This is a genomic window from Leeuwenhoekiella palythoae, assembly GCF_900130045.1.
Classification (GTDB): Bacteria; Bacteroidota; Bacteroidia; order Flavobacteriales; family Flavobacteriaceae; genus Leeuwenhoekiella; species Leeuwenhoekiella palythoae.
The window spans coordinates 139,848-163,123 of sequence record NZ_FQXT01000004.1 but is presented as its reverse complement, the minus strand read 5'-3'; the positions used below and the strand labels follow the sequence as shown (position 1 = coordinate 163,123).

Below are 23,276 nucleotides of genomic sequence, written 5' to 3'. Positions count from 1 at the left end.
GCACAGATTACTTCAGGCTCCTCTAATAAAAAAGCCCGCAAATTGCGGGCTTTTGAATATTTATAAAGAATCATTTAGTGATTCATTTCTTCTTCATTTGGCTGAAGGGGTACATTCTGAGGAACGAAATCCTGACCAGGAATTACATAATCAGTCTCATCTTCGTTCAACTTACTATAATCATAAGACCAACGGTAAACAGATGGAATCTCACCTTCCCAGTTTCCGTGAATGTGCTTCAACTCTGTAGTCCACTCTAGCGTGTTAGATTTCCAAGGGTTCTTAGGACCTTTCTTTCCATAGAAAATAGAAGAGAAGAAGTTATATAAGAACACTAGCTGAACCGATGCGGTTACAATTGCAGCAATAGTAATCATTACGTTTACGTCAGCAAGATCGTCAAAGTACGGGAATGCTGTGTTTGAATAGTAACGTCTTGGTAAACCTGCCATCCCAATGAAATGCATCGGGAAGAATACAGCGTAAGAACCTATAGCTGTAACCCAAAAGTGCACGTAACCTAAATTCTTGTTCAGCATACGCCCTTCAAACATTTTAGGGAACCAGTGATATACTCCGGCAAAAAGACCGTACAGTGCAGAAATACCCATTACCAAGTGGAAGTGAGCCACAACAAAATACGTATCGTGAACATTGATATCAAGTGTAGAATCTCCAAGAATAATACCTGTTAAACCACCGGTGATAAAAGTAGACACCAAACCAATGGAGAACAACATAGCAGGGTTCATCTGCAAATTACCCTTCCACAACGTAGTAATATAGTTAAAGGCTTTTACTGCGGAAGGAATCGCGATCAATAAGGTAGTAAAGGTAAATACAGAACCTAAGAACGGGTTCATTCCGGATACAAACATATGGTGACCCCAAACAATTGTAGATAAGAAAGCAATTGCAAGAATCGATGCGATCATCGCGCGATAACCAAAAATAGGTTTACGAGCATTTGTAGCAATAACTTCTGACGAAATTCCCAATGCAGGAAGTAATACAATATAAACTTCAGGGTGACCTAAGAACCAGAACAAGTGTTCAAACAATACGGGAGAACCTCCTGAGTTATGCAATACTTCCCCACCAATATAGATATCGGATAAGAAGAAAGAAGTACCAAAACTTCTATCCATTATTAATAATAGCGCAGCCGATAATAAAACCGGGAAAGATATAATACCAATGATAGCGGTCACAAAAAATGCCCAGATTGTAAGCGGTAGTCTGGTCATTGACATCCCCTTAGTTCTCATATTAATTACAGTAACTACGTAATTCAAAGAACCTAATAAAGATGAAGCAATGAAAACTGCCATTGAAACTAGCCATAAGGTCATACCCGTACCTGCAGCAGATATAGACTCAGGCAAAGCACTCAATGGAGGATAAATCGTCCAACCTGCAGCAGCAGGGCCAGCCTCAACAAACAAAGACGAGCACATAATAACAGCAGACAAAAAGAATAACCAATAAGAAACCATATTCAAGAAACCGGAAGCCATATCCCGTGCCCCAATTTGCAATGGTATTAAAAGGTTACTGAACGTACCACTTAAGCCAGCGGTAAGTACAAAGAATACCATTATAGTACCGTGAATGGTAACTAATGAAAGGTAGATACTAGAATCCATAACTCCTTCTGGAGCCCATTTTCCAAGGAAAATTTCAAAAATGGTAAAACTTTCCTCTGGCCAAGCAAGCTGAATTCTAAAAAGAATAGACATTGCTATACCGATGATCCCCATAAACAAACCAGTAATTAAATACTGCTTTGAGATCATTTTATGATCGGTACTAAAAATATATTTACTTATAAAAGTCTGGTGATGATCGTGGTGCGCATGATCGTCGTGATGTGCGTGATCATCGTGAGCATGTTCAAAAGCTGTTGCGTTTGCTGACATATCTAGTTTCTTTTAAAAATCAATTTTACTGCTGAGCTATGCTCGCTTCAAAAGTTTTCTGGGTTTCTAACCAAGCTTCATAATCTTCTTGAGATTCAACTATAATCTTCATCTGCATATTATAGTGGCTAGCTCCACAAATCTTATTACAAAGTAAATAATAGTCAAATTCATCATAAGAGTCAAGTGCAGGCTCTCCGGCAGCAACTAATTCTTTACTTTTTTCTTTACGTATCTCTTGAATAGTACGCATTTTATCCTGCATATACTCAGTCTCTCTGATCTCTTCGGTAGTCACCGTAGGAGTGAATGAAAACTGAGTGATCATACCGGGAACAACGTTCATCTGCGCTCTAAAATGCGGCATATATGCAGAATGCAGAACGTCTTGTGATCTAAGTTTGAAAATCACCTGACGACCTACCGGTAAATGCAGTTCTTGAGTCACAACATCGTCTTTACCATCAGCATCACTAGGATCTATTCCCAATTGATTCACACCTTCGATAAAACGAACATTGGCATCTCCTAAAATGTTGTCTTCACCAGCATAACGCGCTTTCCAGTTAAAGCGTTGTGCATACAATTCAACTACAAGTGCATCTTCGTCTTCCTCAAAATTCATAATATCTGACCACGTAAATAATCCGTAGATAATTAAACCAGCCAAAACAATCACCGGAATAATGGTCCATATGAATTCTAACTTATCATTATCTGCATAGAATAATGCTCGCTTTCCTTTTTCACCTTTATACTTATAAGCAAAAAAGTGTAATAGAAATTGTGTGATTACCTGCACCACCATAATAAGGGCGATAGAGATAAACATCAAGTTATCGTACTTACCACCGTGAGCGGAAGAAGCTTCAGGCAAATAGAATTTAGAGTAATGCCAGAAGCAATAGAACATTAAGAAGTAAAGAAACACCATAAACATCACCATCAACTTGGCATTGATACGGTTATCCTTTCCATTTGCGACATCTTGGGTATCTTCTGCAGAACTCCCTTTAGAAAGCGCATATATTTTACTCATTTGCCATATTGCTACAGCAAAAAGAATGATTACAATAAGTACTAAAAAAACGGTCATTGTTGTGTTTTTTCTGTTCGTTGATATTAATAGTGAAAATGCTCGCTTTCTACTAAGAATGGATTATTCTTAGGTCTCAACGATACTTTAGCTAATCCTAAACCTACCATTAAAATAAACAGGCCTAAGAAGAATAGTAACGCAGCGAATTCTGTAATTCCAAAAGACCAATGCGGTCCAACCGTAGATGGCATAACCAATAGGAAAATATCTATATAGTGTCCTACCAAAATGAAAACACCAGCAATTACTACGAACCAAGAAACGCGTTTAAAATCACTATTCATCAATATTACAATTGGGAATACAAAGTTGATGATAATCATTCCGAAGAAAATAGGATTATACTCTTGTATTCTTAAGATAAAATAGGTCACCTCTTCTGGGATGTTTGCATACCAGATCAACATAAATTGACCAAACCATAAGTACGTCCAGAATACACTGAAACCAAACATAAACTTAGCCAAGTCATGCAAGTGACTATCATTTACAAATTCTAGTTTACCAATCGTTTTAAGTGATACGGTAACAATTGCAATAACAGTTACAGCTGAAACAATCATACTTGCAAAAATATACCAAGCAAAAAGCGTACTGTACCAGTGTGGTGTCATTGACATAAACCAGTCCCAAGCCATTGTAGATTCCGTTACAATAAAGAAGGCCAAGAAATAAACCGAATACTTAAACAAGTTCTTGTATGGTCTATCTCCTTCAGCATCATCCATTGCAAGAGAGTTCTTTCTAGCAAAATGCCTGTATAAATTCCAACCAATAACATAGATGATACCTCTAATCAACCAGAATGGAAAGTTTAAGTATACCGATTTCTCTTGAAGGATAGTATCTTCAGCTACCAACTCGTGATTTTGCCAAGGGAAGAAATGCTCACCTGCAAAAATCACGATCAATAAAACAATTACAGATCCAGGCAGAAGATAGTTTGTAATCCCTTCCATCACTCTAAACAGCACTGGCGACCATCCTGCTTGAGCTGCATTTTGAATTGCATAAAAAACCAATGTTCCTAATGCGATCATCATAAAGAAAAAAGCAGCGACAAATACAGCAGACCAAGGCTTTGTTTGCATCTGATGCAATACGTGCTCCATATGCTCTCCTTGACCGTGTGCCTCGTGGCCCATATCTTTATCATGTGCCATGGCTTTCTCAGAATATCCATGTTCCTGACGCGCCTCGTCAACAAAATTTGCTTCTTCGTGACTAGCTTCTTCACCATGATGCGCTTCGTGAGCGGCAAGTACTTCACTTGCTTCTTCAACTGTAGCGGGTACAGATAAAAATCCGTAAACCACACCGACAAGTCCAAGAACCATACTAATTATGGCAAAAAGTCTTAATTTACTTGATAACGTGTACATAATTTTGAAATATCCTGCCTTTATTATTCTTCAGTTTGCGCTTCAGTAGTTTCTTCCTCTCCTGCGGTTTCCTCAACACTTGCAACATCTTCAGAAGAAGCCTCGTCTATAAATGCTCTTTTAGGCTTTCCGTCAAGGGCATCTTTAAGGTCAAGCACATAATGGTTAATTAACCACAGTTCGCGCTCGGTTGTTTGAGATGCATAAGATCCCATTGTGTTTAGACCATAATAGGTTACGTGATAAACACTTCCTTCAGTAATCGCACGTCCCTGATCATTGTATGCCGGAACACCTAATATTTTTTCGCGCTTCGCTAATGTACCTTTACCGTCCCCTTTATCTCCGTGACAAATTGCACAATAAATAGTATATAATGCTTTACCTTCATTCAGGTTATCTTCGGTATAGGGTACAGGGTTTTTTAAACTTGCTTTGGCTGCTTCATAACCTTCTGTGCTATTCTCGTAGCCATAAGGCATCCAACCACGCGAAACAGTTCCTTCTGCAGGTTGCATAGCTTCCATTCCGTTAGGAAAAACCTCATAATTACCATAGGTTTCATAACCTACATCTTCATACATGTTAGGCATATATTGATAGTTGGGATGATCTTTATCCTGACAAGAGGCCATAAAAACCAACATCATTACCAATGAACCTAATATTTGAATATTATTTTTCATTTGTTACGCGTGTTCTTCGTTATGAATTAGACTTATCTCTGTAGCTCCTGTATCATAAAGAAATTTAGAAAGTTCATCAAGATCGTGATTTGCTGCATCAACTTCGATCAAAAAGTGATCATCAGTTGTACGTACGTCTGGATTCTCAGCTTTTTTGAAAGGCCAAATCTTACTTCTCATATAAAAAGTAATAACCATAAGGTGCGCCGCAAAGAATACCGTTAATTCAAACATAATTGGCACAAAAGCAGGCATATTCTGCAGGTAAGAAAAACTTGGCTTACCACCAATATTTCTTGGCCAATCTTCAATCATTATGAAATTCATCATAAGGGTCGCCACACTCAATCCAATTAGTCCATAGATAAATGAACATATAGCGATACGAGTATAAGGTAATCCCATAGCCTTATCCAAGCCGTGAACCGGAAATGGCGTATATACCTCAATAATTCGATAATGTTTAGAACGCAGCGCTTTTACTGCCTTCATAAGGATATCATCATCATTGTAAAGCACGTGTAAAACGTTTCCTGATGCCATAATTATTGTTTAAGATTTTGTGCCTGACCTGCCCAATCATCGCGCTCTGCTCTACCAGGAAACGCATCGATAATTTCGTCTAAAAGGTCATATTCTGTTTTAGTCATTTTACTCACCTGATCATAGGTATAAATACCTAACTGATGTAGCTTTTGCTCCAATACCGGACCAACACCACTGATCTTTTGCAGGTCATCAGCTGATTGTGTTGCTGGATCATAAGTTCCTATTTTAGCAAGCATCAAATCAATCTCTGCTTTTTTCGTTTCAGTATCAACTAATGCATCTGCATTTACAGTAGATTGGTGATACGTACTTTTAGCATTTGAAGCAGCGGCTAAACTCTCTGGTCGAGTCGCATAGTTAGAGGTACGCTCATCTGTTGCTGTACCAGCTAAATCTTCACCTGACTCTCTAATTCTCTTATAGCGTTCTCCTGAAGATTTAAGGATACTCTTAACCTCTGCTTGTGCAATAACCGGGAATGTACGAGCATACAATAAGAACAACACAAAGAAGAATCCAATTGTACCTACAAAAACTCCTATATCAACAAATGTAGGTGAGAACATAGTCCAAGTAGAAGCCAAACGGTCTTTACTCAAACAGATTACAATAATATCAAAACGCTCAAACCACATACCGATGTTAATCACAAGAGCTACGATAAATGTCCAAAGAATGTTTCTTCTCCATTTCTTAACCCAAAGCGTAAGCGGCACGATAAGATTACAAATAATCAGCGCCCAGAATGCCCACCAATATGGTCCTGTTGCAGCACCAAATGATAAATATGTATAGTTTTCGTAAGGCACCCCAGAGTACCATCCGATGAAATATTCAGTTAAATAAGCAACTGTTACGATACCGCCGGTAAGCAAGATTACCTTATTCATAAATTCAATATGAACAATGGTAATATAGTTTTCAAGGTTAACCACTTTTCGCATTACCAAAAGAAGTGTTTGCACCATTGCAAATCCAGAGAAAATCGCTCCTGCTACAAAATAAGGAGGGAAAATCGTACTGTGCCATCCTGGTACAACTGAAGTAGCAAAGTCAAAAGATACAATCGTGTGTACCGAAAGCACTAGCGGAGTTGCAAGACCTGCAAGAACAAGAGACACCTCTTCAAAACGCTGCCAGTCTTTAGCACGGCCACTCCATCCAAAACTTAAGATACCATATATTTTTTGCTGAAACGGACTCTTAGTACGGTCACGAATCATCGCAAAGTCAGGTAAAAGACCCGTCCACCAGAATACTAATGAAACCGATAAATAGGTAGAAATTGCAAATACGTCCCAAAGAAGTGGTGAGTTGAAGTTAACCCACAATGATCCAAATTGGTTTGGAATAGGTACAACCCAATATGCTAACCAAGGACGTCCCATGTGGATGATCGGGAACAAACCTGCCTGCACAACCGCGAAAATCGTCATCGCTTCTGCAGAACGGTTAATCGCCATACGCCATTTTTGACGGAAAAGTAATAATACAGCAGAAATAAGAGTACCAGCGTGACCAATACCTACCCACCATACAAAGTTTGTAATATCCCAAGCCCAACCAATGGTTTTGTTAAGACCCCAAACTCCAATACCTGTAGACACTGTATATACAATACAGCCAAGACCCCACAAGAACGCAATAAGCGCGATAGAAAAACAAATCCACCAAGACTTATTGGCTTTACCAAGAATAGGAGCACCTACATCTACACTGATGTCGTGATAAGATTTCTCTCCAAGAATCAAAGGCTCTCTTATGGGTGCTTCGTAATGTGACGACATATTAATATATTGATATTTATTTTATACTAAATTAAGCTTCTGCAGTATTCTTAACTTTTACCTGATAGAATACATTAGGCTTCACACCAATGTCCTCAAGTAAATAATACTTACGTTTATCATTTTTCAATTCTACGATCTCCGAATCTGGCATATTCACATCACCAAACTTGATAGCGCCGTTATCACAAGCATTACTACAAGCGGTTGCAAACTCGCCATCCTCTACTGCTCTACCTTCACGTTTCGCATCTAGAATTGTTTTTTGTGTCATCTGAATACAGAAAGAACATTTTTCCATAACCCCACGAGAACGTACTGTAACGTCTGGATTAAGCACCATACGACCAAGATCATTGTTCATATTGTAATCAAACTCATCGTTCTCTGCATATAGGAACCAGTTGAAACGACGCACTTTGTACGGACAGTTGTTAGCACAGTAACGTGTACCTACACAACGGTTATAAGTCATCTGGTTTTGACCTTGTCGACCGTGACCAATCGCAGCTACAGGACATACAGTCTCACAAGGAGCGTGATTACAGTGCTGACACATCACAGGCTGGAATGCAACCTCTGGATTGTCATAAGACTGCTTCTCTACTACTGAATAACTATCAAAAGCAGGAAGCTCCTCAAGGGTTTTAGTTTCCTCTTCAAATGTATCTGCAGATGAATAGTAACGGTCAATACGCAACCAGTGCATATCTCTGAAGTTTCTCACCTCTTGCTTACCTACTACAGGAACATTGTTTTCTGAGTGACAAGCGATAACACACGCACCACAACCGGTACACGCATTAAGATCAATCGAAAGATTAAAATGAGGACCCATGGTATCATCAAAAGATTCCCAGATATCTGCATTCTTATCTCTTACCGAAATTTCAGAGTGGTTATAATCAACCTCTCCTACAGGATTCCAAGCGTGAACATCTTTAGTATTAAAAATCTCTAAAGTGGTCTCACGTATGATATCGTCTGCGCGCCCAGCCATCGTGTTCTGCATTTGAACACAAGCAAATTCGTGCACACCACCTACTTTTTCAATCTGAACAGATTGTGTGGCGCTAAAATCTTTATATAATGGGTAAGCATTAACACCTACTTGCATTTCTTCTTGAACAGCAGCTTTTTTACCATAACCTAAAGCTAAACCTACTGATCCCGGAGCTTGACCTGGTTGCACATAAACAGGAACATTCTCAATAGTTTTACCATCAAGAGTGATGTTTACATAATTACCGTTTAAAGCTCCCTTAGAAGTAATTTCATTTTCAATCCCTAACTTGTCTGCATCTGCTTTAGACATGGTCAGGTAGTTATCCCAAGAAGTTCTTGTGATCGGATCAGGGAATTCTTGCAACCAAGGGTTGTTAGCCTGCTCACCGTTACCAATACCAGTACTTGAATAAAGCGTCAACTCATAACCAGAAGTTGAAGCCTCCTCTTGAGCAAGAGCCGCAACAGCGCTTGAAAGTGTGATAGCACCATTTGAAGTTGCGCTTGACATTTCTGTAGTCTCTTCAGCAGCAGGAATAGAACCCGCTACAAAACCATCATGTAATGCTTGATTCCAGCTCGTAGAAGCGTTACTCCAGTTATTTTTCAGATACTCGTAATAGGTAACCCCTTGACCTGTCCAAGCCAATAATGAGTCTTGAAATTGTCTTGTATTGAATAAAGGACGAATAGTTGGCTGCGTTAGACAAATTTGACCTTTCTTAATTTCAACATCACCCCAAGATTCTAAATAATGTGGCGCTGGAGCTAAGTAATTACAAAGAAGTCCGGTTTCATCTTCTTTCATATTGAAAGAAACCTTCACATCAACATTCTCTAAACCAGCAACAAACTCATCAGCATTAGGCAAACTGTAAGCAGGATTTACACCCGCTACAAGAAGCGCGCCTACAGCACCAGAATTCATATCAGCAATCAATTGCTGAACTTCTTCAGCATTACCCTGACGGGTCATTTTTGGAGCCTGAACATCAATAATTCTACTTCCTAAGGTCTCGTTGATAGACAACGCCACCATCTGTGCATTTGCATCCTGAACACCAGTTACAAACACTCCTTTACTTCCCGCTTTACGCAATTGAGCTGCTGCACTTTTAACAGCTTCATCTAGTTCTGCCGGCAATCCTGTATTGGCACTTCCACCAGAAACAATTGATTGAATAGCGGCAACTGCTTTTTTCTGCTGAGCAGGAGTCATTGGCACACGCTTATCAGCATTTGCACCAGATAAAGTCATATTCGCCTCAAACTGCACGTGACGTGACATTTTTCCATTTTTAGGAACGCGACTTTTAGCATAAGTTGGACCGAAGCCGCCACCTTGCCAATCACCTAAAATATCAGCACCTACAGAAATAATCACTTCCGCTTCCGAAAAATCATAATCCGCTAAAGCACGCTCACCATATTTGCTTTCAAAAGCATCTAATGCAGCCTGCTCACCTATTGCATCGTAAGTCACATGCTTAACATTTGGGTAAGCCGCACTAAACTCTGAAATAAGTTTTGAAGTTGAAGGAGAAGCAAAAGTCTGCGTCAACAACACAATACTTTTTCCTCCTAAATTCTTTAATTTATCACCCAGCTGACCGTCTAATTCAGACCAAGAAACATCTGCACCGTCAATTTTAGGACCTTGCAAACGCTTGGTATCATACATAGACAATACAGAAGCGTGCACTCTGGCATTATTACCTCCTAAAGAAGCTGCCAGTTTATTATTTTCAATTTTAATAGGCCTTCCTTCGCGTGTCTTAACCAAAACACTAGCAAAGTCAAAACCATCTGCCATGGTTGTAGCGTAGTAGTCTGCCTTTCCTGCGGTAATGCGCTCTGGAGCCACTACGTAAGGAATGGACTTGTTCACAGGCCCTTCACAAGCCGCAAGTGTTGCAGCCGCAGTAGAAAAACCTACATACTTTAAGAAATCACGACGCGTAGTTGACGAAGCATCTAACGAATCTTTGTCCCCAAGAAACTCATCCATAGGAATCTCTTGCGCAAATTCATTCTGTTTAAGCGCCTCAACAATAGAGCTATTCTCATTTAGCTCCTCAACACTTTTCCAGTATTTCTTGTTTGATGACATAAAATCTATTGTTATTTATTTTGAAACGCGAGTTAGACTACACGCAATCTTAACTTATTAATAATGGCATTTACCACACTCGAGACCTCCCATTTGTGCCGCAGTTAACTGCTCAACACCATACTTCTTAGAAAGCTCTTCGTGAATTTTTTCGTAATACGGATTCCCATCCATCTTCACATTAGTCTCACGGTGACAGTTAATACACCACCCCATCGTTAATGGAGCGTTTTGATACATAATCTCCATCTCCTCAACAGGACCATGACAAGTCTGACACTGCACTCCTGCCACTGAAACGTGCTGCGAGTGATTAAAATAGGCAAAGTCTGGCAAGTTGTGAATGCGCACCCACTCTACAGCCTGAGTCTCCCCGGTATAAGACTGCGTGGCAGGATCCCATCCAGTAGCTTTATATAGCTTCTGAATTTCTTTATCGTAAAATTCTTTTGAGTAATCTTCAGTCACTGAACTAAACTCCGATGTTTCATCAGCAACCTCACTAATACTTTTGTGACAGTTCATACACACATTCAAAGAAGGAATCCCTGAAGTTTTACTCGTACGTGCTGAAGAGTGACAGTATTTACATTCAATCTGGTTGTCACCAGCGTGAATTCTATGCGAGTAATGTATAGGCTGAATTGGCTGATACCCTTGATCAACACCCACCTGCATCATCCATCCGTATGCAAAATACGCTCCACCTAAAAGCAACACAATTACAGAAACAAGAACCAAGAATTGATTTTCTACAAATGATTTCCAAATTGGCTTACGCGCTTCTTTAACCGGCAAAGCAACACCTTGAGCAACTGCAAATTTTCTAAGCGTATTATTTACTAAGAATAAAACAGCAACAAGCATCACAAGCACAACAGCAAGAATAGCTAAGATCACAGTGCTCGAAACACCACCTCCACCTTGACCAGCAGCACCTGCCGCAGCAGCCGGAGCTTTAGGTTCTGGCTTTGGAGTATCTGTATACGCTAAAATATCATCAATATCCGCATTGCTTAATTGCGGAAAAAGATTCATCGCTGTTTGATTGTACTCTTCGTAAATCGCAATCGCCTCTGGATCCCCAGAATCGATCAACGCACGGTTATTTTTAATCCACTGATACAACCACTCTCTATCGCGACGCTCAGTAACATTATACAAAGCCGGGCCCGTAGCACGACTGTACAACTTATGACACGCAGCACAATTCGCATTAAACAATGCTTTACCTGCAGCAGCGTCACCCCCTTGCACAGCAGGAGTAGTTTCAGACTGCGCAGCCCCTTCAGCAGGCTCAGCATCCTGAGCAAACACAAACGAAGAAAAAGAAAGCAATAATGCTAAAGTGATTATAGAAAATCGAGAAGCTGAATTAAGGTAGTTACCCTGTTTCATAGTATGATAGAATTGTCATAGTAATGCGGCACTAATTCTAGATATTTAAGCATCAACTAACTAAATATAGTGCCGACAAATTTGATGGCAAAAGTAAGACTTAGAAGTGGATTTTTGAAGTGTTACTAAAGCGTTAAAAGGTAATTTATACCTGTTCTAAATAATAATTATCACAAGTTTTGAGTTATTACTTTTACATTTGCTTAAACAATTTTTCTTATGAAAAGAAACCTAAAAAAACCGCTATTATATTTAATTTTTAGCGGCATTTTCAGCACCGCTACCTATGCGCAAACCGCTAAAAGTAATGTCATTCAAGATAATAAGTTACCCGAACTTCTAAAGTTGAAGTCAGAAATGACTGTGAATAACGAACTGGCAGATCGTTATAAAATTCAATTATTTTACGGCCAAATCACAGAAGCCAATAAAGTACAGAAAGATTACAACTCAAGCTTTAGCGAATGGGAACCTAAGATCGTTTATGAAAGCCCAAATTATAAAGTCTGGGTTGGAAATTTTAGGGATCGTCTAGACGCAGATCGCGCGCTACTCAAAATCAAAGAAAAATTTCCTAGCGCGTTTGTAATGAAACCAGAACGCTAAACGAAATACTAACGCATAAAAAAACCGCTGATATTCAGCGGTTTTTTTTTATTCTTAATTGATTTTATTTCAATTTCTTCTTAACAGCTACTTCCTGATATGCTTCAACAATATCACCTTCTTTGATATCATTGTAGTTCTTAATCTGCATACCACAATCGTAACCTTTACTCACTTCCTTAACATCATCTTTAAAGCGTTTTAACGAAGCAAGCTCCCCAGTGTAAACCACAACTCCGTCGCGTATTAAACGCACCCCAGAGTTACGATAGATCTTACCTGAGGTAACCATACAACCCGCAATAGTACCAATCTTAGAAATCTTAAAGGTTTCTCTGATCTCAGCATTACCGGTAACCTCTTCCTTCATTACTGGAGAAAGCATGCCTTCCATCGCATCTTTCAGATCGTTGATCGCGTCGTAAATGATGGAGTATGTTCTGATGTCGATTTCTTCCTTATCAGCTACCTGACGAGCATTTCCGGCAGGTCTAACATTAAATCCGATAATGATCGCATCTGAAGCCGAAGCAAGCAATACATCACTTTCAGTAATTGCACCAACTCCTTTATGAATAATATTTACAACAATCTCTTCTGTAGACAATTTACCGAAGCTATCTGTAAGTGCTTCAACAGAACCATCCACATCACCTTTAAGAATAATATTAAGCTCCTTAAAATCTCCTAAAGCAATACGTCTTCCAATTTCATCAAGTGTAATATGTTTCTGAGTTCTCACTGACTGCTCACGCTGCAACTGCGTACGTTTATTTGCAATGTCTTTGGCTTCACGCTCATCTTCCATCACATTAAACTTATCACCCGCTTGAGGGGCTCCATCAAGACCTAAAATAGAAACCGGCGTAGAAGGCCCTGCCTCCTTGATCTCTTTACCACGCTCATCGTGCATCGCTTTTACCTTACCACTGTTAGTACCGGCAAGAACGTAATCTCCAATTTTAAGCGTACCTCCTTCAACCAATACAGTTGAAACATAACCTCGACCTTTATCAAGAAATGCCTCCACAACGGTACCGTTAGCACGTTTATCAGGATTGGCCTTCAGCTCTAGAATTTCAGCTTCTAATAAAACTTTCTCCAATAGCTCAGCTACACCAACCCCGGTTTTAGCCGAAATATCGTGGGATTGAATTTTTCCACCCCAATCTTCAACAAGCAAATTCATATTTGCCAGCTGTTCTTTAATCTTATCAGGATTTGCTGTTGGCTTATCTACCTTATTGATCGCAAAAACAATAGGCACCCCAGCAGCTTGTGCGTGAGAGATCGCTTCTTTAGTTTGCGGCATTACATCATCATCAGCAGCAATTACGATAATCGCAATATCAGTAACCTGAGCACCACGCGCACGCATCGCCGTAAAGGCTTCGTGCCCCGGTGTATCTAAGAAGGCAATTTTTTGACCGTCTTTTAGGGTTACTCCGTATGCACCAATGTGCTGCGTGATTCCACCGCTTTCTCCTGCGATCACATTTTCTTCACGTATATAATCAAGAAGCGAAGTCTTACCGTGGTCAACGTGACCCATTACTGTAACAATTGGAGCACGAGGCTTAAGATCTTCTTCAGCATCTACCTCAACAGCAACAGACTCTTCAATATCTGCATTTACAAAATCCACCTCGTAACCAAATTCGTCAGCAACAATAGATAAGGTTTCTGCATCCAGACGCTGGTTCATCGTCACCATCATTCCCAATGACATACACGCTGAAATAATCTGAGTTACCGAAACATCCATCATAGTAGCCACTTCACTAACCGTAACAAATTCAGTTACTTTCAACACCTTGTTTTCTGCTTCCTGCTGCGCTTGTTCGCTTTCAGATTTCTGACGGTGCTGATCTCTCTTATCTCTACGATATTTAGCACCCTTACCTTTGTTAGATTTGCCTTGAAGTTTTTCTAAGGTTTCTCTAACCTGCTTTTGCACTTCTTCTTCTGAAGGCTCTTCTTTTACAACAGGCGCATTGCGTCGTCCACCACCTCTTTGATTACGACCTCTATTGTTGTTATTACCACCACTATTAGGATTCGCACCCGTAGCTTTACTTATACGCTTACGCTTACGTTTTTTATCATCCTTATTGGCCGCTGGCTTCTTCTTTTTCTCCGGTTTTTTAAACTGAGAAAGGTCAATTTTTTGACCTGTAAAGTTTGGCCCGTCTAATTTCTTATAATCTGTCTTTAAGACATCATCTCCAAGCTTAGGCTCTTCGGTTTTCGTCTCGGCTTTTTTAGGCGCTTCAGCTTTAGGCTTAGCCACCTCTTTCTCAACAGGCTTCGACTCAACCTTTGGCTTTTCTTCCTCTTTAGGCTTTTCAGCCTCCACTTTCTTCTCTTCTACCTTAGGCGCTTCTACCTTTTGCTCAATAACCGGCTCTTCTTTTTGAACTGGTTTAGGCTCTTCTTTAGGCTTTTCTGGAGCTGCAGCTTTTGGCTTTCCTGATTTATCCAAATCAATCTTACCTACTTGCTTAGGCCCTTGAAGGTTCGATTTTGCACGAATCACCTCCTTATCAGAATCTTGCTCCTGGCGTTTCTCTTCGATCTCCTCCTCGCGCGCTTGTCTGATAGCTTCTTTTTCTTTCTGCTTCTCTTGCGCTACTTCTTTAGACGCAACTTTTTTACTCGCGTCTGTCTGAAATTGATCAGATAATACCTCGTAGATTTCGGCAGAGATTTTTGTAGTAGGGCGTGCCTCTATCTCATGCCCTTTTTCCTTAAGGAAATCAACAGCACGATCAAGTGAAATATTAAGTTCACGCAATACTTTATTTAACCTCATGTTCTTTATTTCTGCCATAAAATGCTTTAATTCGCTATAAAATTAACCTAAAAAACCTGTACAGTCCTAAATTTATTCAAACTCTTCACGAAGAATTCTCATTACATCTGCAATGGTTTCTTCTTCAAGGTCTGTTCTTCTAACCAGGTCTTCTACGTCTTGTTCTAAAATACTTTTTGCGGTATCTAAACCTATTTTTGAAAATTCGGCAATGATCCAATCTTCAATCTCATCAGAGAATTCTGTAAGCTCCACATCTTCTTCAACTCCTTCTCTGTACACATCAATCTCATAACCTGTAAGTTGTCCCGCCAATCTAATATTGTGACCTCCACGACCAATTGCTTTAGAAACCTCTTCTGGTTTAAGCATTACTTCTGCTGATTTATTCTCATCATCGATCTTGATCGAAGTAATCTTTGCAGGACTTAGCGCTCTGGTAATATATAATTGCAGGTTATTTGTAAAATTGATTACGTCAATATTCTCATTACCTAACTCACGAACTATGCCGTGAATACGCGATCCTTTCATACCTACACAGGCTCCAACCGGATCAATACGGTCATCGTAAGAATCAACAGCAACTTTTGCCTTCTCTCCAGGAATACGCACTACTTTTTTAACAGTGATTAACCCGTCAAACACTTCAGGAATCTCTGACTCAAACAACTTCTCAAGGAAAAGTGGAGAAGTACGCGACATAATGATCGCCGGCTTATTTCCCTTCAACTCAACACTCTCGATAACCCCTCTAACATTTTCTCCTTTACGGAAGAAATCTGAAGGTATCTGCTTGTCTTTTGGCAATATGATCTCATTACCTTCATCATCAAGCAATATGATCGCTCTGTGTCTTATGTGATGCACCTCAGCATTATAAAGCTCTCCTTCAAGATCTTTAAATTGCTTATAAATATTAGTATTATCGTGCTCGTGAATTTTACTGATAAGATTTTGACGCAAAGCAAGAATAGATCTACGCCCCAAGTCTATAAGCTTTACTTCTTCAGAAACATCTTCACCCACCTCAAAGTCAGGCTCAATTCTACGTGCTTCAGTTAAACTAATTTCTGAATTCTCATCTTCTACTTCACCGTCAGCTACAACAACACGGTTACGCCAAATCTCTAAATCTCCTTTATCTGGATTTATAATGATATCAAAATTATCATCGCTTCCAAAACGTTTTTTTAACGTACTTCTAAAAACTTCTTCGAGTATTGCCATAAGCATTACTCTATCTATGAGCTTATCATCTTTAAACTCAGAAAATGATTCGATTAACGCAATATTTTCCATGCTGTGTACTTAAAATTTAATCTTAACTTTTGCTTGCTTGATAGCTTCAAAGGCTATCACCTCTTCCTTCTCTACAGTCATCTTACCTTTACCCACCTCTTTAGGCACGCGCTCTTTCCAGAACAACACAATACCCTCATCATGCACTTGAATAAGATTACCTGTTATTTTTGAACCATCTTGAAGTACTACTTCAAGATCACGGCCTTCATTCTTTTTATACTGCCTTATATTAATCAAAGGCTCGGTAGCTCCCGCAGACATAACTTCTAAAGAAAAATCCTCTTCTTCCCTGTCTAAATTATGTTCTACTTTACGGCTTACATTGATACAGTCTTGCACCGTTACTCCTTGATCACCATCTATCACAACTACAATCTCGTTGTTGCCTTTAATTTTTAAATCTATAAGAAAGAGATTCTCATACTCCTCAAACGCCTCTTGTAAAAGGGCTGTAACTTTTTCCTTCAACATGTTCCTATAAAAAGAGGGGACTCAATGTGTCCCCTCGATTAATTTTCTTAATTCAACACTGCAAATATAATAATATTTATCAAGATATAAAATAGAACAAGCTCACTATTAAATGCTTAACTTTAATACAGCCCATTAAAATCTATATAACTTTTAAAGTCAGTACATTATGATCAAAAAATTACTACTGCCTACAGATTTTTCTGAACAGGCAACCTACGCATTTGAAGTCGCTTGCCAACTCGCAAAACAGTATGACGCGCAGCTACACCTAATTCATATGGTTGAATTACCTTACTCGTTAATTGATGTTATTGACGGCAATCACAACGCACAGCTGCCCGAAGCGCTTTTCTTTATGAAGCTAGCACAACAGAATTTTGAAAAGCTGCGTGCTGAAAAATATGCAAGTGACATTGAGCTCTTTGAACACGTAAAATTCAACAGTATTCAAAGTGGGATTCTAGACTATGCTGAAGAACACGAAATCGATATCATAATCATGGGATCTCATGGCTCCAGCGGATTTGAGGAACTTTTCATCGGCTCTAACACTGAGAAAATTGTTAGACACTCTAAAATACCAGTTTTTGTCATCAAAAAAAGACACGTCAACTTCAAAATCAACAGTCTGATTTTTGCGACAGATCTTGAGAATGACAATCTAAAACCTGTAATACAGGCATTAGAATTTGCACAAACACAAAAAGCTGAATTTAAAATGGTTTATGTGAATACTCCTGACCGATTTGAGACCACAGAAAAAATTCAGGCTTTGTTTAAGGAGTTTGTTCAAAAACTACAGATCGAAACTCCGCACTTTGAAATTTTTAATGATCTCAAGGTTGAACGTGGCATTATGAATTACGCCAAAAGTCAAAAAGCAGACCTTATCGCCATTGGCACACACGGCCGAAAAGGACTCGCACATTTCTTTAACGGCTCCTTGAGCGAAGGTTTGGTTAATCACGCCAAAAGACCGGTCTTGACTTTTAAGATCTAAAGGTTAATAAATCTCTAAATAACACTTTTTTAGAAATTTTATCGCGCTCAAAAAGGTAGCTTGGGACTAAAATTCAAATGCTATGCAAACCGAAAGTCAAACATCAATTCACGCACTTTATCGCCTTATAGATGAAGAATGCCAGCTCGCGCAACATTCAGCGCGCGCAGAACAATTACAAAAAGCGATCTTGAAGAAATTCTTTAAAGCTTCAGATGTTGTAATTAGACAAACCGAGCGCGAGGTTCACATTACTATGAGCCCGCTTCTTTCTGATGCGCGTTCCGCGGAAATAAATCTTGAGATTCCCAAGGCACGTTTTTCGACATTTCTTCAGAATTGCATCAAAAATGATTCAGGAAGCAAAGTATTTTATACCAATATGATGCGTTATTTTATTACCAATACTATTGCCTAAATAGAAAAAGTCGCAACTTTTAGAGACACTCATACAGCAGCACCACTGAAAAACAAAAAAAACCCGCAAAAATTTGCGGGTTTTTTATTGCAGTTGGCCTACTAGGGCTCGAACCTAGACTCTTCTGGACCAAAACCAGACGTGTTGCCAGTTACACCATAGGCCAGTACCTTTCTTAAAAAGAAAACATTCACCTGACTTGCGAATGCGGCTGCAAATTTAAAACAAACTTTTTGTTCACCAAATATTTTTTGAGGAAAAATTTAAACCAAAGAATATTTTTAGGTTCAACTACGTTACTCCTAAGCAACTATCGTAATTTATTTAAGAATTTAGCTATGCGAGTTTCTTTTATTCCATTGCGATCAAAACCGAATGGATTACCGTATTAATTCTTAAATTCGCTGCTTGCTAATTTTGCCTTATGACCATGACAAACTTCAACTTCCCGAAGTATAACAAAATAGTAGGATGGCTCGCTTTTGCCATTGCATTAATAACCTACAGCCTTACGGTAGAACCTACCGCGAGTTTCTGGGACGCGGGAGAATATATCTCAACCTCTTCTAAGTTAGAAATTGGTCACCCGCCGGGAGCACCATTGTATCAAATGCTAGGCGCCTTTTTCTCAATTTTTGCTCCAGACAGTAGCTATGTGGCACTCTGTGTAAATTTTATGTCCTGCCTGGCATCAGCATTTACTATTCTTTTTATGTGCTGGTCACTGTCTTTGCTGTTGCGCAAATTGCTTAAACGCAACAAAACTGAATTGACATCTTCAGACCAAATAGCAGTTCTGGCTGCTTCGTTTATTGGCTCAACCGCTTTTGCTTTTACTGATAGTTTTTGGTTTAACGCCGTGGAAGCCGAAGTGTATGCGATGGCCATGTTTATGCTTTCGTCTTTATTTTATGTAGCACTGCTTTGGGAACGTGACATGTTTAAACCTCGAGGAAACAGATGGCTCATGCTCATTTGCTTCATTATCGGATTGTCTTTTGGGGTGCATTTCATGGCGCTGCTCACCATTCCGGCAATTGGGTTTTTATATTTCTTTAAAAACTACAAGACCATAACGGTCAAAAACTTCATCGTCGCAAACATCATTGTAGTTGCGGTATTGATGTTCATTTTTAAATTTTTACTACCATACACGTTGAGTTTCTTTGGCTACGCCGAAGTATTTTTCGTAAACACCTTTGGCTTACCGTTTAATAGCGGAACAATTATCGCAGGCTTAGTGTTTATCGCAATCTTCTATTACATTTTAAGCTACACCCGAAAAAAATCATATTACCAACTCAACACACTTGCGCTTTCGATCTTATTTATTTTTATTGGATTTTCAAGTTGGTTGATGCTTCCTATTCGCGCTAACGCCGGGACAACCATTAACGAGAACAACCCTAACAACGCACGAGAACTTCTTGCGTATTACAACAGAGAACAGTATCCTGAAACGCATTTATTTTACGGACCGCAGTTTACTGAAATTTTTGGCGGACTCGACGCTCAAAATCCATACGTGGACGGAAAACCCAATTACGAGAAAGACGAAGAAAGCGGCAAGTATGTGATCGTTAACGAATGGAAGAATTCCGTTCAAAACTCAGAAGACCGTCATAAGGTGTTTCTTCCGCGTATGTGGAGCACAGACCATATTGCAAACTATATGCAATTTACCGGTCCTTTAGAATTTCAGGTAAAGCCGGAGTATGCAGACAATCAAGAGTTGCAACAAGCCGTAGCACAGTTCAAATCTGACTATGCTCAAGGGCGTATGGATAACGAAGGCTTTCAGTCTACCCTAATGCGTCTGAGACAATATATTGATGTCAATCCGCCGTCATTTGCAGACAATCTTGCCTACATGTTTGATTTTCAATTTGGCTATATGTATTGGCGTTATTTTATGTGGAATTTCACCGGGCGTCAAGACGACATTCAAGGTAAATACGACAATATCCACGGCAATTGGCTCAGTGGGATTTCATTTATTGATGAAGCAAGATTAGGCCCTCAAGACAATCTACCTAGTGATGCTTTAAAAAATAAAGCGCGTAATACCTATTTCTTCTTACCCTTAATTCTAGGATTACTTGGGCTGGTCTTTCAAGCAAGTCGAGACAAAAAAAGCTTCTGGGTGCTTTTAGTACTTTTCCTATTTACAGGTATCGCTTTAAAGATTTATTTGAATGAGCGTGCTTTTGAACCCCGTGAGCGTGATTATGCATTAGTTGGATCCTTCTACGTTTTTGCAATGTGGATCGGTTTTGGCGTCTACGCCCTTTATGACTTACTTAAAGAAAAGATTAGCGCTAAAGTCGTGCTACCCGTAGTTACAGTTGTCTGTCTACTTGCCGCTCCGGTAATTTTAGCAGCACAAAACTGGGATGATCACGACCGTTCTGGCAGAAAGACTGCCTTAGCGATGGCTAAAATGTATCTTGACAGTTGTGATGAAAACGCTATTCTATTCACCATTGGTGATAACGATACGTTTGCATTATGGTACGCACAAGAGATCGAAGGCTACCGTAGAGATGTGCGCATCGTAAATACCAGTTTGTTTCAAACCGCATGGTATATTGACGATATGAAACGTAAGGCTTATGAGAGCGATCCTATACCTTCTCAGCTTTCGCATGACAAATACGTTGCCGGAAATCGCGATGCTATTTTTTATAATGAATTACGTCCTGATGACACTTTAGATATTAAAACCTGGATGAACTGGATCGCAAGCGATGATCCACGTACGATGGAAGAATTACAAAGTGGCACAATGGTGCACTCCTTCCCTACCCAACACGTGAGCATTCCGGTAGATAAGCAAACCGTGCTTGCGAATGGCACTGTGGCTCAAAAAGACGCAGATGAAGTAGTTTCTGAAATTGTGGTAAACATTAAAGAGTCTGTAATTTATAAAAACCGACTTCTGATGCTGGATGTTATTGCAAATAACAATTGGGAACGTCCTATTTATTTTACCGGCGGAAGTTTTGGTGATGATGATTATTTGTGGATGAAAGATTATCTGCAGCTTGATGGTGTTTGCTATAAGCTTGTACCTATTAAAACACCAATAGATCCTCAGGCTCCTTATGACATGGGACGTATTGATTCTGATAAATTCTACGACATTGCTACCAATTGGTATTGGGGCAATAGTGGTGATCCAGATATTTATCACGATACCGAAACGCGTCGTAACGGGATCACTTATCGTGGTAATTTGGCCCGTTTAACCGAAAAATTGATCCAAGAAGAGAAATTTGATAAGGCTAAAAATATCCTAGATCTAGCCATGGAAAAAATGCCTGTTGATATTTTTGAATATTACACGCTTTTAGAGCCCTACATCAGCGGTTATTACCAAGTAGGCGAGCAAGAAAAGGCGCGCGAACTCTGGGAACAAGTAGCTAAAAAATATCAAGAAAAGCTTGATTACTGGAGCAGCCTTAATCTTGAGCAGCAATACAATTATGCTCAAGACATCATTACAGATATAGAGCGTTACCGAAGTCTGGTTGACCTATTGATCATCAATCAAGACCAAGAAATTATTCCTGAGAAAGCTCGCGAATTCAATTCGTACCTGCGTAAATTCAATCAGTTTTATGGCGAAGATGAAACCGAACCAGAAACTGTGTTACCTACCGAGCCGACGCAGGATAGCTCAATTGCAATTCCGGCAGACACTTTAGAATAGATGAAGTTAAAATTTGACCTACCCGTAAAGACGCCTAAGTTACTTAAGCGTCTTTACTCTGGGTATGTTTGGGATAAATATGCAACTTCAGCAACCGAAAAAACACTTTATCTCACCTTTGATGACGGACCAATTCCTGATGTTACCCCGTGGGTTTTAGAGCTTTTAAAAGCTTATAATGCCGAGGCAACATTTTTCTGCATCGGAAACAACATTTCAAAAAATCCGGAAATCTTTCAGCAGTTGGTTAGCAGTTCGCACAGTATAGGCAACCACACCTACAACCACCTTAAGGGCTGGAAAACAACAACCGAAACTTACCTAGCAAACGCTTTTAAAACCGAAGAGATCATCTCAAGGTTCACAACACCTCAAAACCTCTTCAGACCACCTTACGGAAAGATCAAACGTAGCCAAGCAAAAGCGTTAAAAAAGCGCGGTTACCATATTATAATGTATGACGCCATCGCCTATGATTGGGATCAAAAACTCGATGGAAAAACATGTGCAGATTACATTATTAACAATGCTCAACCCGGAAGTATTGTAGTATTTCACGACAGCTTAAAAGCCGAGAAGAATATGAAAATTGCCTTACCAATGGTATTACAACATTTCACCGAAGCCGGCTATACGTTTAAACCGCTTTAAATGAATTTTTGAAGTACAGACGTAAGTGCGTTTGTAGTTTGCGCACCACTTTGGCGCCATTTCATCTCGCCTGATTTGTAGATCACTAAGGTAGGTAAACCTTTTATGCGTAGCGCTTCGGCGAGATCTTGATTTTTCTCTATGTCTATTTTAATGACTTTAATTTGGTCGCCAAGGGCAGCCGCCACTTCACGCAACACAGGATTCATCGCTACAGAGGCTTGATCTTTTTCAGAAAAAAAATCGATCAACACCGGGATTTCTAAATCGATAAGAGCTCCAAATTTTGACATAAGAAATGCACTTTACATCTCTAAATATAAGGTTTAAAAGCATATAATGTGAAAAGCGATGAGAATTTTG

The 23,276-nt window shown here is 39.5% G+C and carries 17 protein-coding genes and 1 tRNA gene; 5 read left to right on the top strand and 13 right to left on the bottom strand.

Features of this window, described 5'->3' with window-relative positions:
* Positions 1–74: 74 nt before the first annotated feature.
* From BUA96_RS11100 to BUA96_RS11065, 8 genes are read right to left on the bottom strand one after another with little or no spacing between them, the layout of a single operon-like run.
* The gene (locus BUA96_RS11100; RefSeq protein WP_072983110.1) at positions 75–1,919 is read right to left on the bottom strand and encodes a cytochrome c oxidase subunit I; all 1,845 of its coding nucleotides are present in this window, start codon (positions 1,917–1,919) and stop codon (positions 75–77) included.
* A gap of 25 nt (positions 1,920–1,944) precedes the next feature.
* On the bottom strand, positions 1,945–3,015 hold the full coding sequence (locus BUA96_RS11095; RefSeq protein WP_072983109.1) for a cytochrome c oxidase subunit II: 1,071 nt from the start codon (positions 3,013–3,015) through the stop codon (positions 1,945–1,947).
* Between the two features lie 26 nt (positions 3,016–3,041).
* The gene (locus BUA96_RS11090) at positions 3,042–4,400 is read right to left on the bottom strand and encodes a quinol:cytochrome C oxidoreductase (protein ID WP_072983107.1); all 1,359 of its coding nucleotides are present in this window, start codon (positions 4,398–4,400) and stop codon (positions 3,042–3,044) included.
* 23 nt (positions 4,401–4,423) lie between these two features.
* A complete protein-coding gene (locus tag BUA96_RS11085) occupies positions 4,424–5,086 on the bottom strand; it encodes a c-type cytochrome (protein ID WP_072983105.1) in 663 nt (220 codons plus the stop codon).
* Between the two features lie 3 nt (positions 5,087–5,089).
* Positions 5,090–5,629 (bottom strand): DUF3341 domain-containing protein, encoded by a 540-nt coding sequence (locus BUA96_RS11080; RefSeq protein WP_072983103.1) that lies wholly within the window; start codon positions 5,627–5,629, stop codon positions 5,090–5,092.
* Between the two features lie 2 nt (positions 5,630–5,631).
* Entirely contained in the window at positions 5,632–7,422 is a 1,791-nt protein-coding gene (nrfD, locus tag BUA96_RS11075; protein ID WP_072983102.1) for an NrfD/PsrC family molybdoenzyme membrane anchor subunit, read from the bottom strand.
* A 31-nt stretch (positions 7,423–7,453) separates the two neighbouring features.
* A complete protein-coding gene (locus BUA96_RS11070) occupies positions 7,454–10,537 on the bottom strand; it encodes a TAT-variant-translocated molybdopterin oxidoreductase (RefSeq protein WP_072983100.1) in 3,084 nt (1,027 codons plus the stop codon).
* A gap of 57 nt (positions 10,538–10,594) precedes the next feature.
* Positions 10,595–11,935, bottom strand: coding sequence for a c-type cytochrome (locus BUA96_RS11065; protein WP_072983098.1), 1,341 nt, complete (start codon positions 11,933–11,935; stop codon positions 10,595–10,597).
* Between the two features lie 219 nt (positions 11,936–12,154).
* Here BUA96_RS11065 and BUA96_RS11060 point away from each other — a divergent pair, with 219 nt between their 5' ends.
* A complete protein-coding gene (locus tag BUA96_RS11060; protein ID WP_072983097.1) occupies positions 12,155–12,541 on the top strand; it encodes an SPOR domain-containing protein in 387 nt (128 codons plus the stop codon).
* Positions 12,542–12,605: 64 nt separating this feature from the next.
* Here BUA96_RS11060 and infB read toward each other — a convergent pair whose 3' ends face one another.
* From infB to rimP, 3 genes are read right to left on the bottom strand one after another with little or no spacing between them, the layout of a single operon-like run.
* The gene (gene infB, locus BUA96_RS11055; protein WP_072983095.1) at positions 12,606–15,371 is read right to left on the bottom strand and encodes a translation initiation factor IF-2; all 2,766 of its coding nucleotides are present in this window, start codon (positions 15,369–15,371) and stop codon (positions 12,606–12,608) included.
* Between the two features lie 54 nt (positions 15,372–15,425).
* On the bottom strand, positions 15,426–16,655 hold the full coding sequence (gene nusA, locus BUA96_RS11050; RefSeq protein WP_072983093.1) for a transcription termination factor NusA: 1,230 nt from the start codon (positions 16,653–16,655) through the stop codon (positions 15,426–15,428).
* Between the two features lie 9 nt (positions 16,656–16,664).
* Positions 16,665–17,129 carry a ribosome assembly cofactor RimP gene (gene rimP / locus BUA96_RS11045; RefSeq protein ID WP_072983092.1) on the bottom strand — a complete coding sequence of 155 codons (465 nt, stop codon included), beginning with the start codon at positions 17,127–17,129 and terminating at the stop codon, positions 16,665–16,667.
* Positions 17,130–17,298: 169 nt separating this feature from the next.
* Here rimP and BUA96_RS11040 point away from each other — a divergent pair, with 169 nt between their 5' ends.
* Complete coding sequence (locus BUA96_RS11040; protein WP_084673136.1) at positions 17,299–18,132, top strand: universal stress protein; 834 nt, start codon at positions 17,299–17,301, stop codon at positions 18,130–18,132.
* An 82-nt stretch (positions 18,133–18,214) separates the two neighbouring features.
* Positions 18,215–18,550: a hypothetical protein gene (locus BUA96_RS11035; RefSeq protein ID WP_072983090.1), complete on the top strand. Its 336-nt coding sequence runs from the start codon at positions 18,215–18,217 to the stop codon at positions 18,548–18,550.
* A 93-nt stretch (positions 18,551–18,643) separates the two neighbouring features.
* Here the strand turns inward: BUA96_RS11035 and BUA96_RS11030 are convergent.
* A tRNA-Gln gene (locus tag BUA96_RS11030) sits at positions 18,644–18,716 on the bottom strand.
* Between the two features lie 264 nt (positions 18,717–18,980).
* On the opposite strand from BUA96_RS11030, the gene BUA96_RS11025 reads away from it, so the two are divergent.
* Both BUA96_RS11025 and BUA96_RS11020 read left to right on the top strand, forming a co-directional pair.
* On the top strand, positions 18,981–22,262 hold the full coding sequence (locus BUA96_RS11025; protein WP_072983830.1) for a protein O-mannosyl-transferase family: 3,282 nt from the start codon (positions 18,981–18,983) through the stop codon (positions 22,260–22,262).
* Positions 22,263–22,913: a polysaccharide deacetylase family protein gene (locus BUA96_RS11020; protein ID WP_072983088.1), complete on the top strand. Its 651-nt coding sequence runs from the start codon at positions 22,263–22,265 to the stop codon at positions 22,911–22,913.
* On the opposite strand, the gene BUA96_RS11015 is transcribed toward BUA96_RS11020, so the two are convergent.
* Positions 22,910–23,206, bottom strand: coding sequence for a thioredoxin family protein (locus BUA96_RS11015; protein WP_072983086.1), 297 nt, complete (start codon positions 23,204–23,206; stop codon positions 22,910–22,912). The genes BUA96_RS11020 and BUA96_RS11015 overlap by 4 nt on opposite strands.
* Between the last annotated feature and the right edge of the window lie 70 nt (positions 23,207–23,276).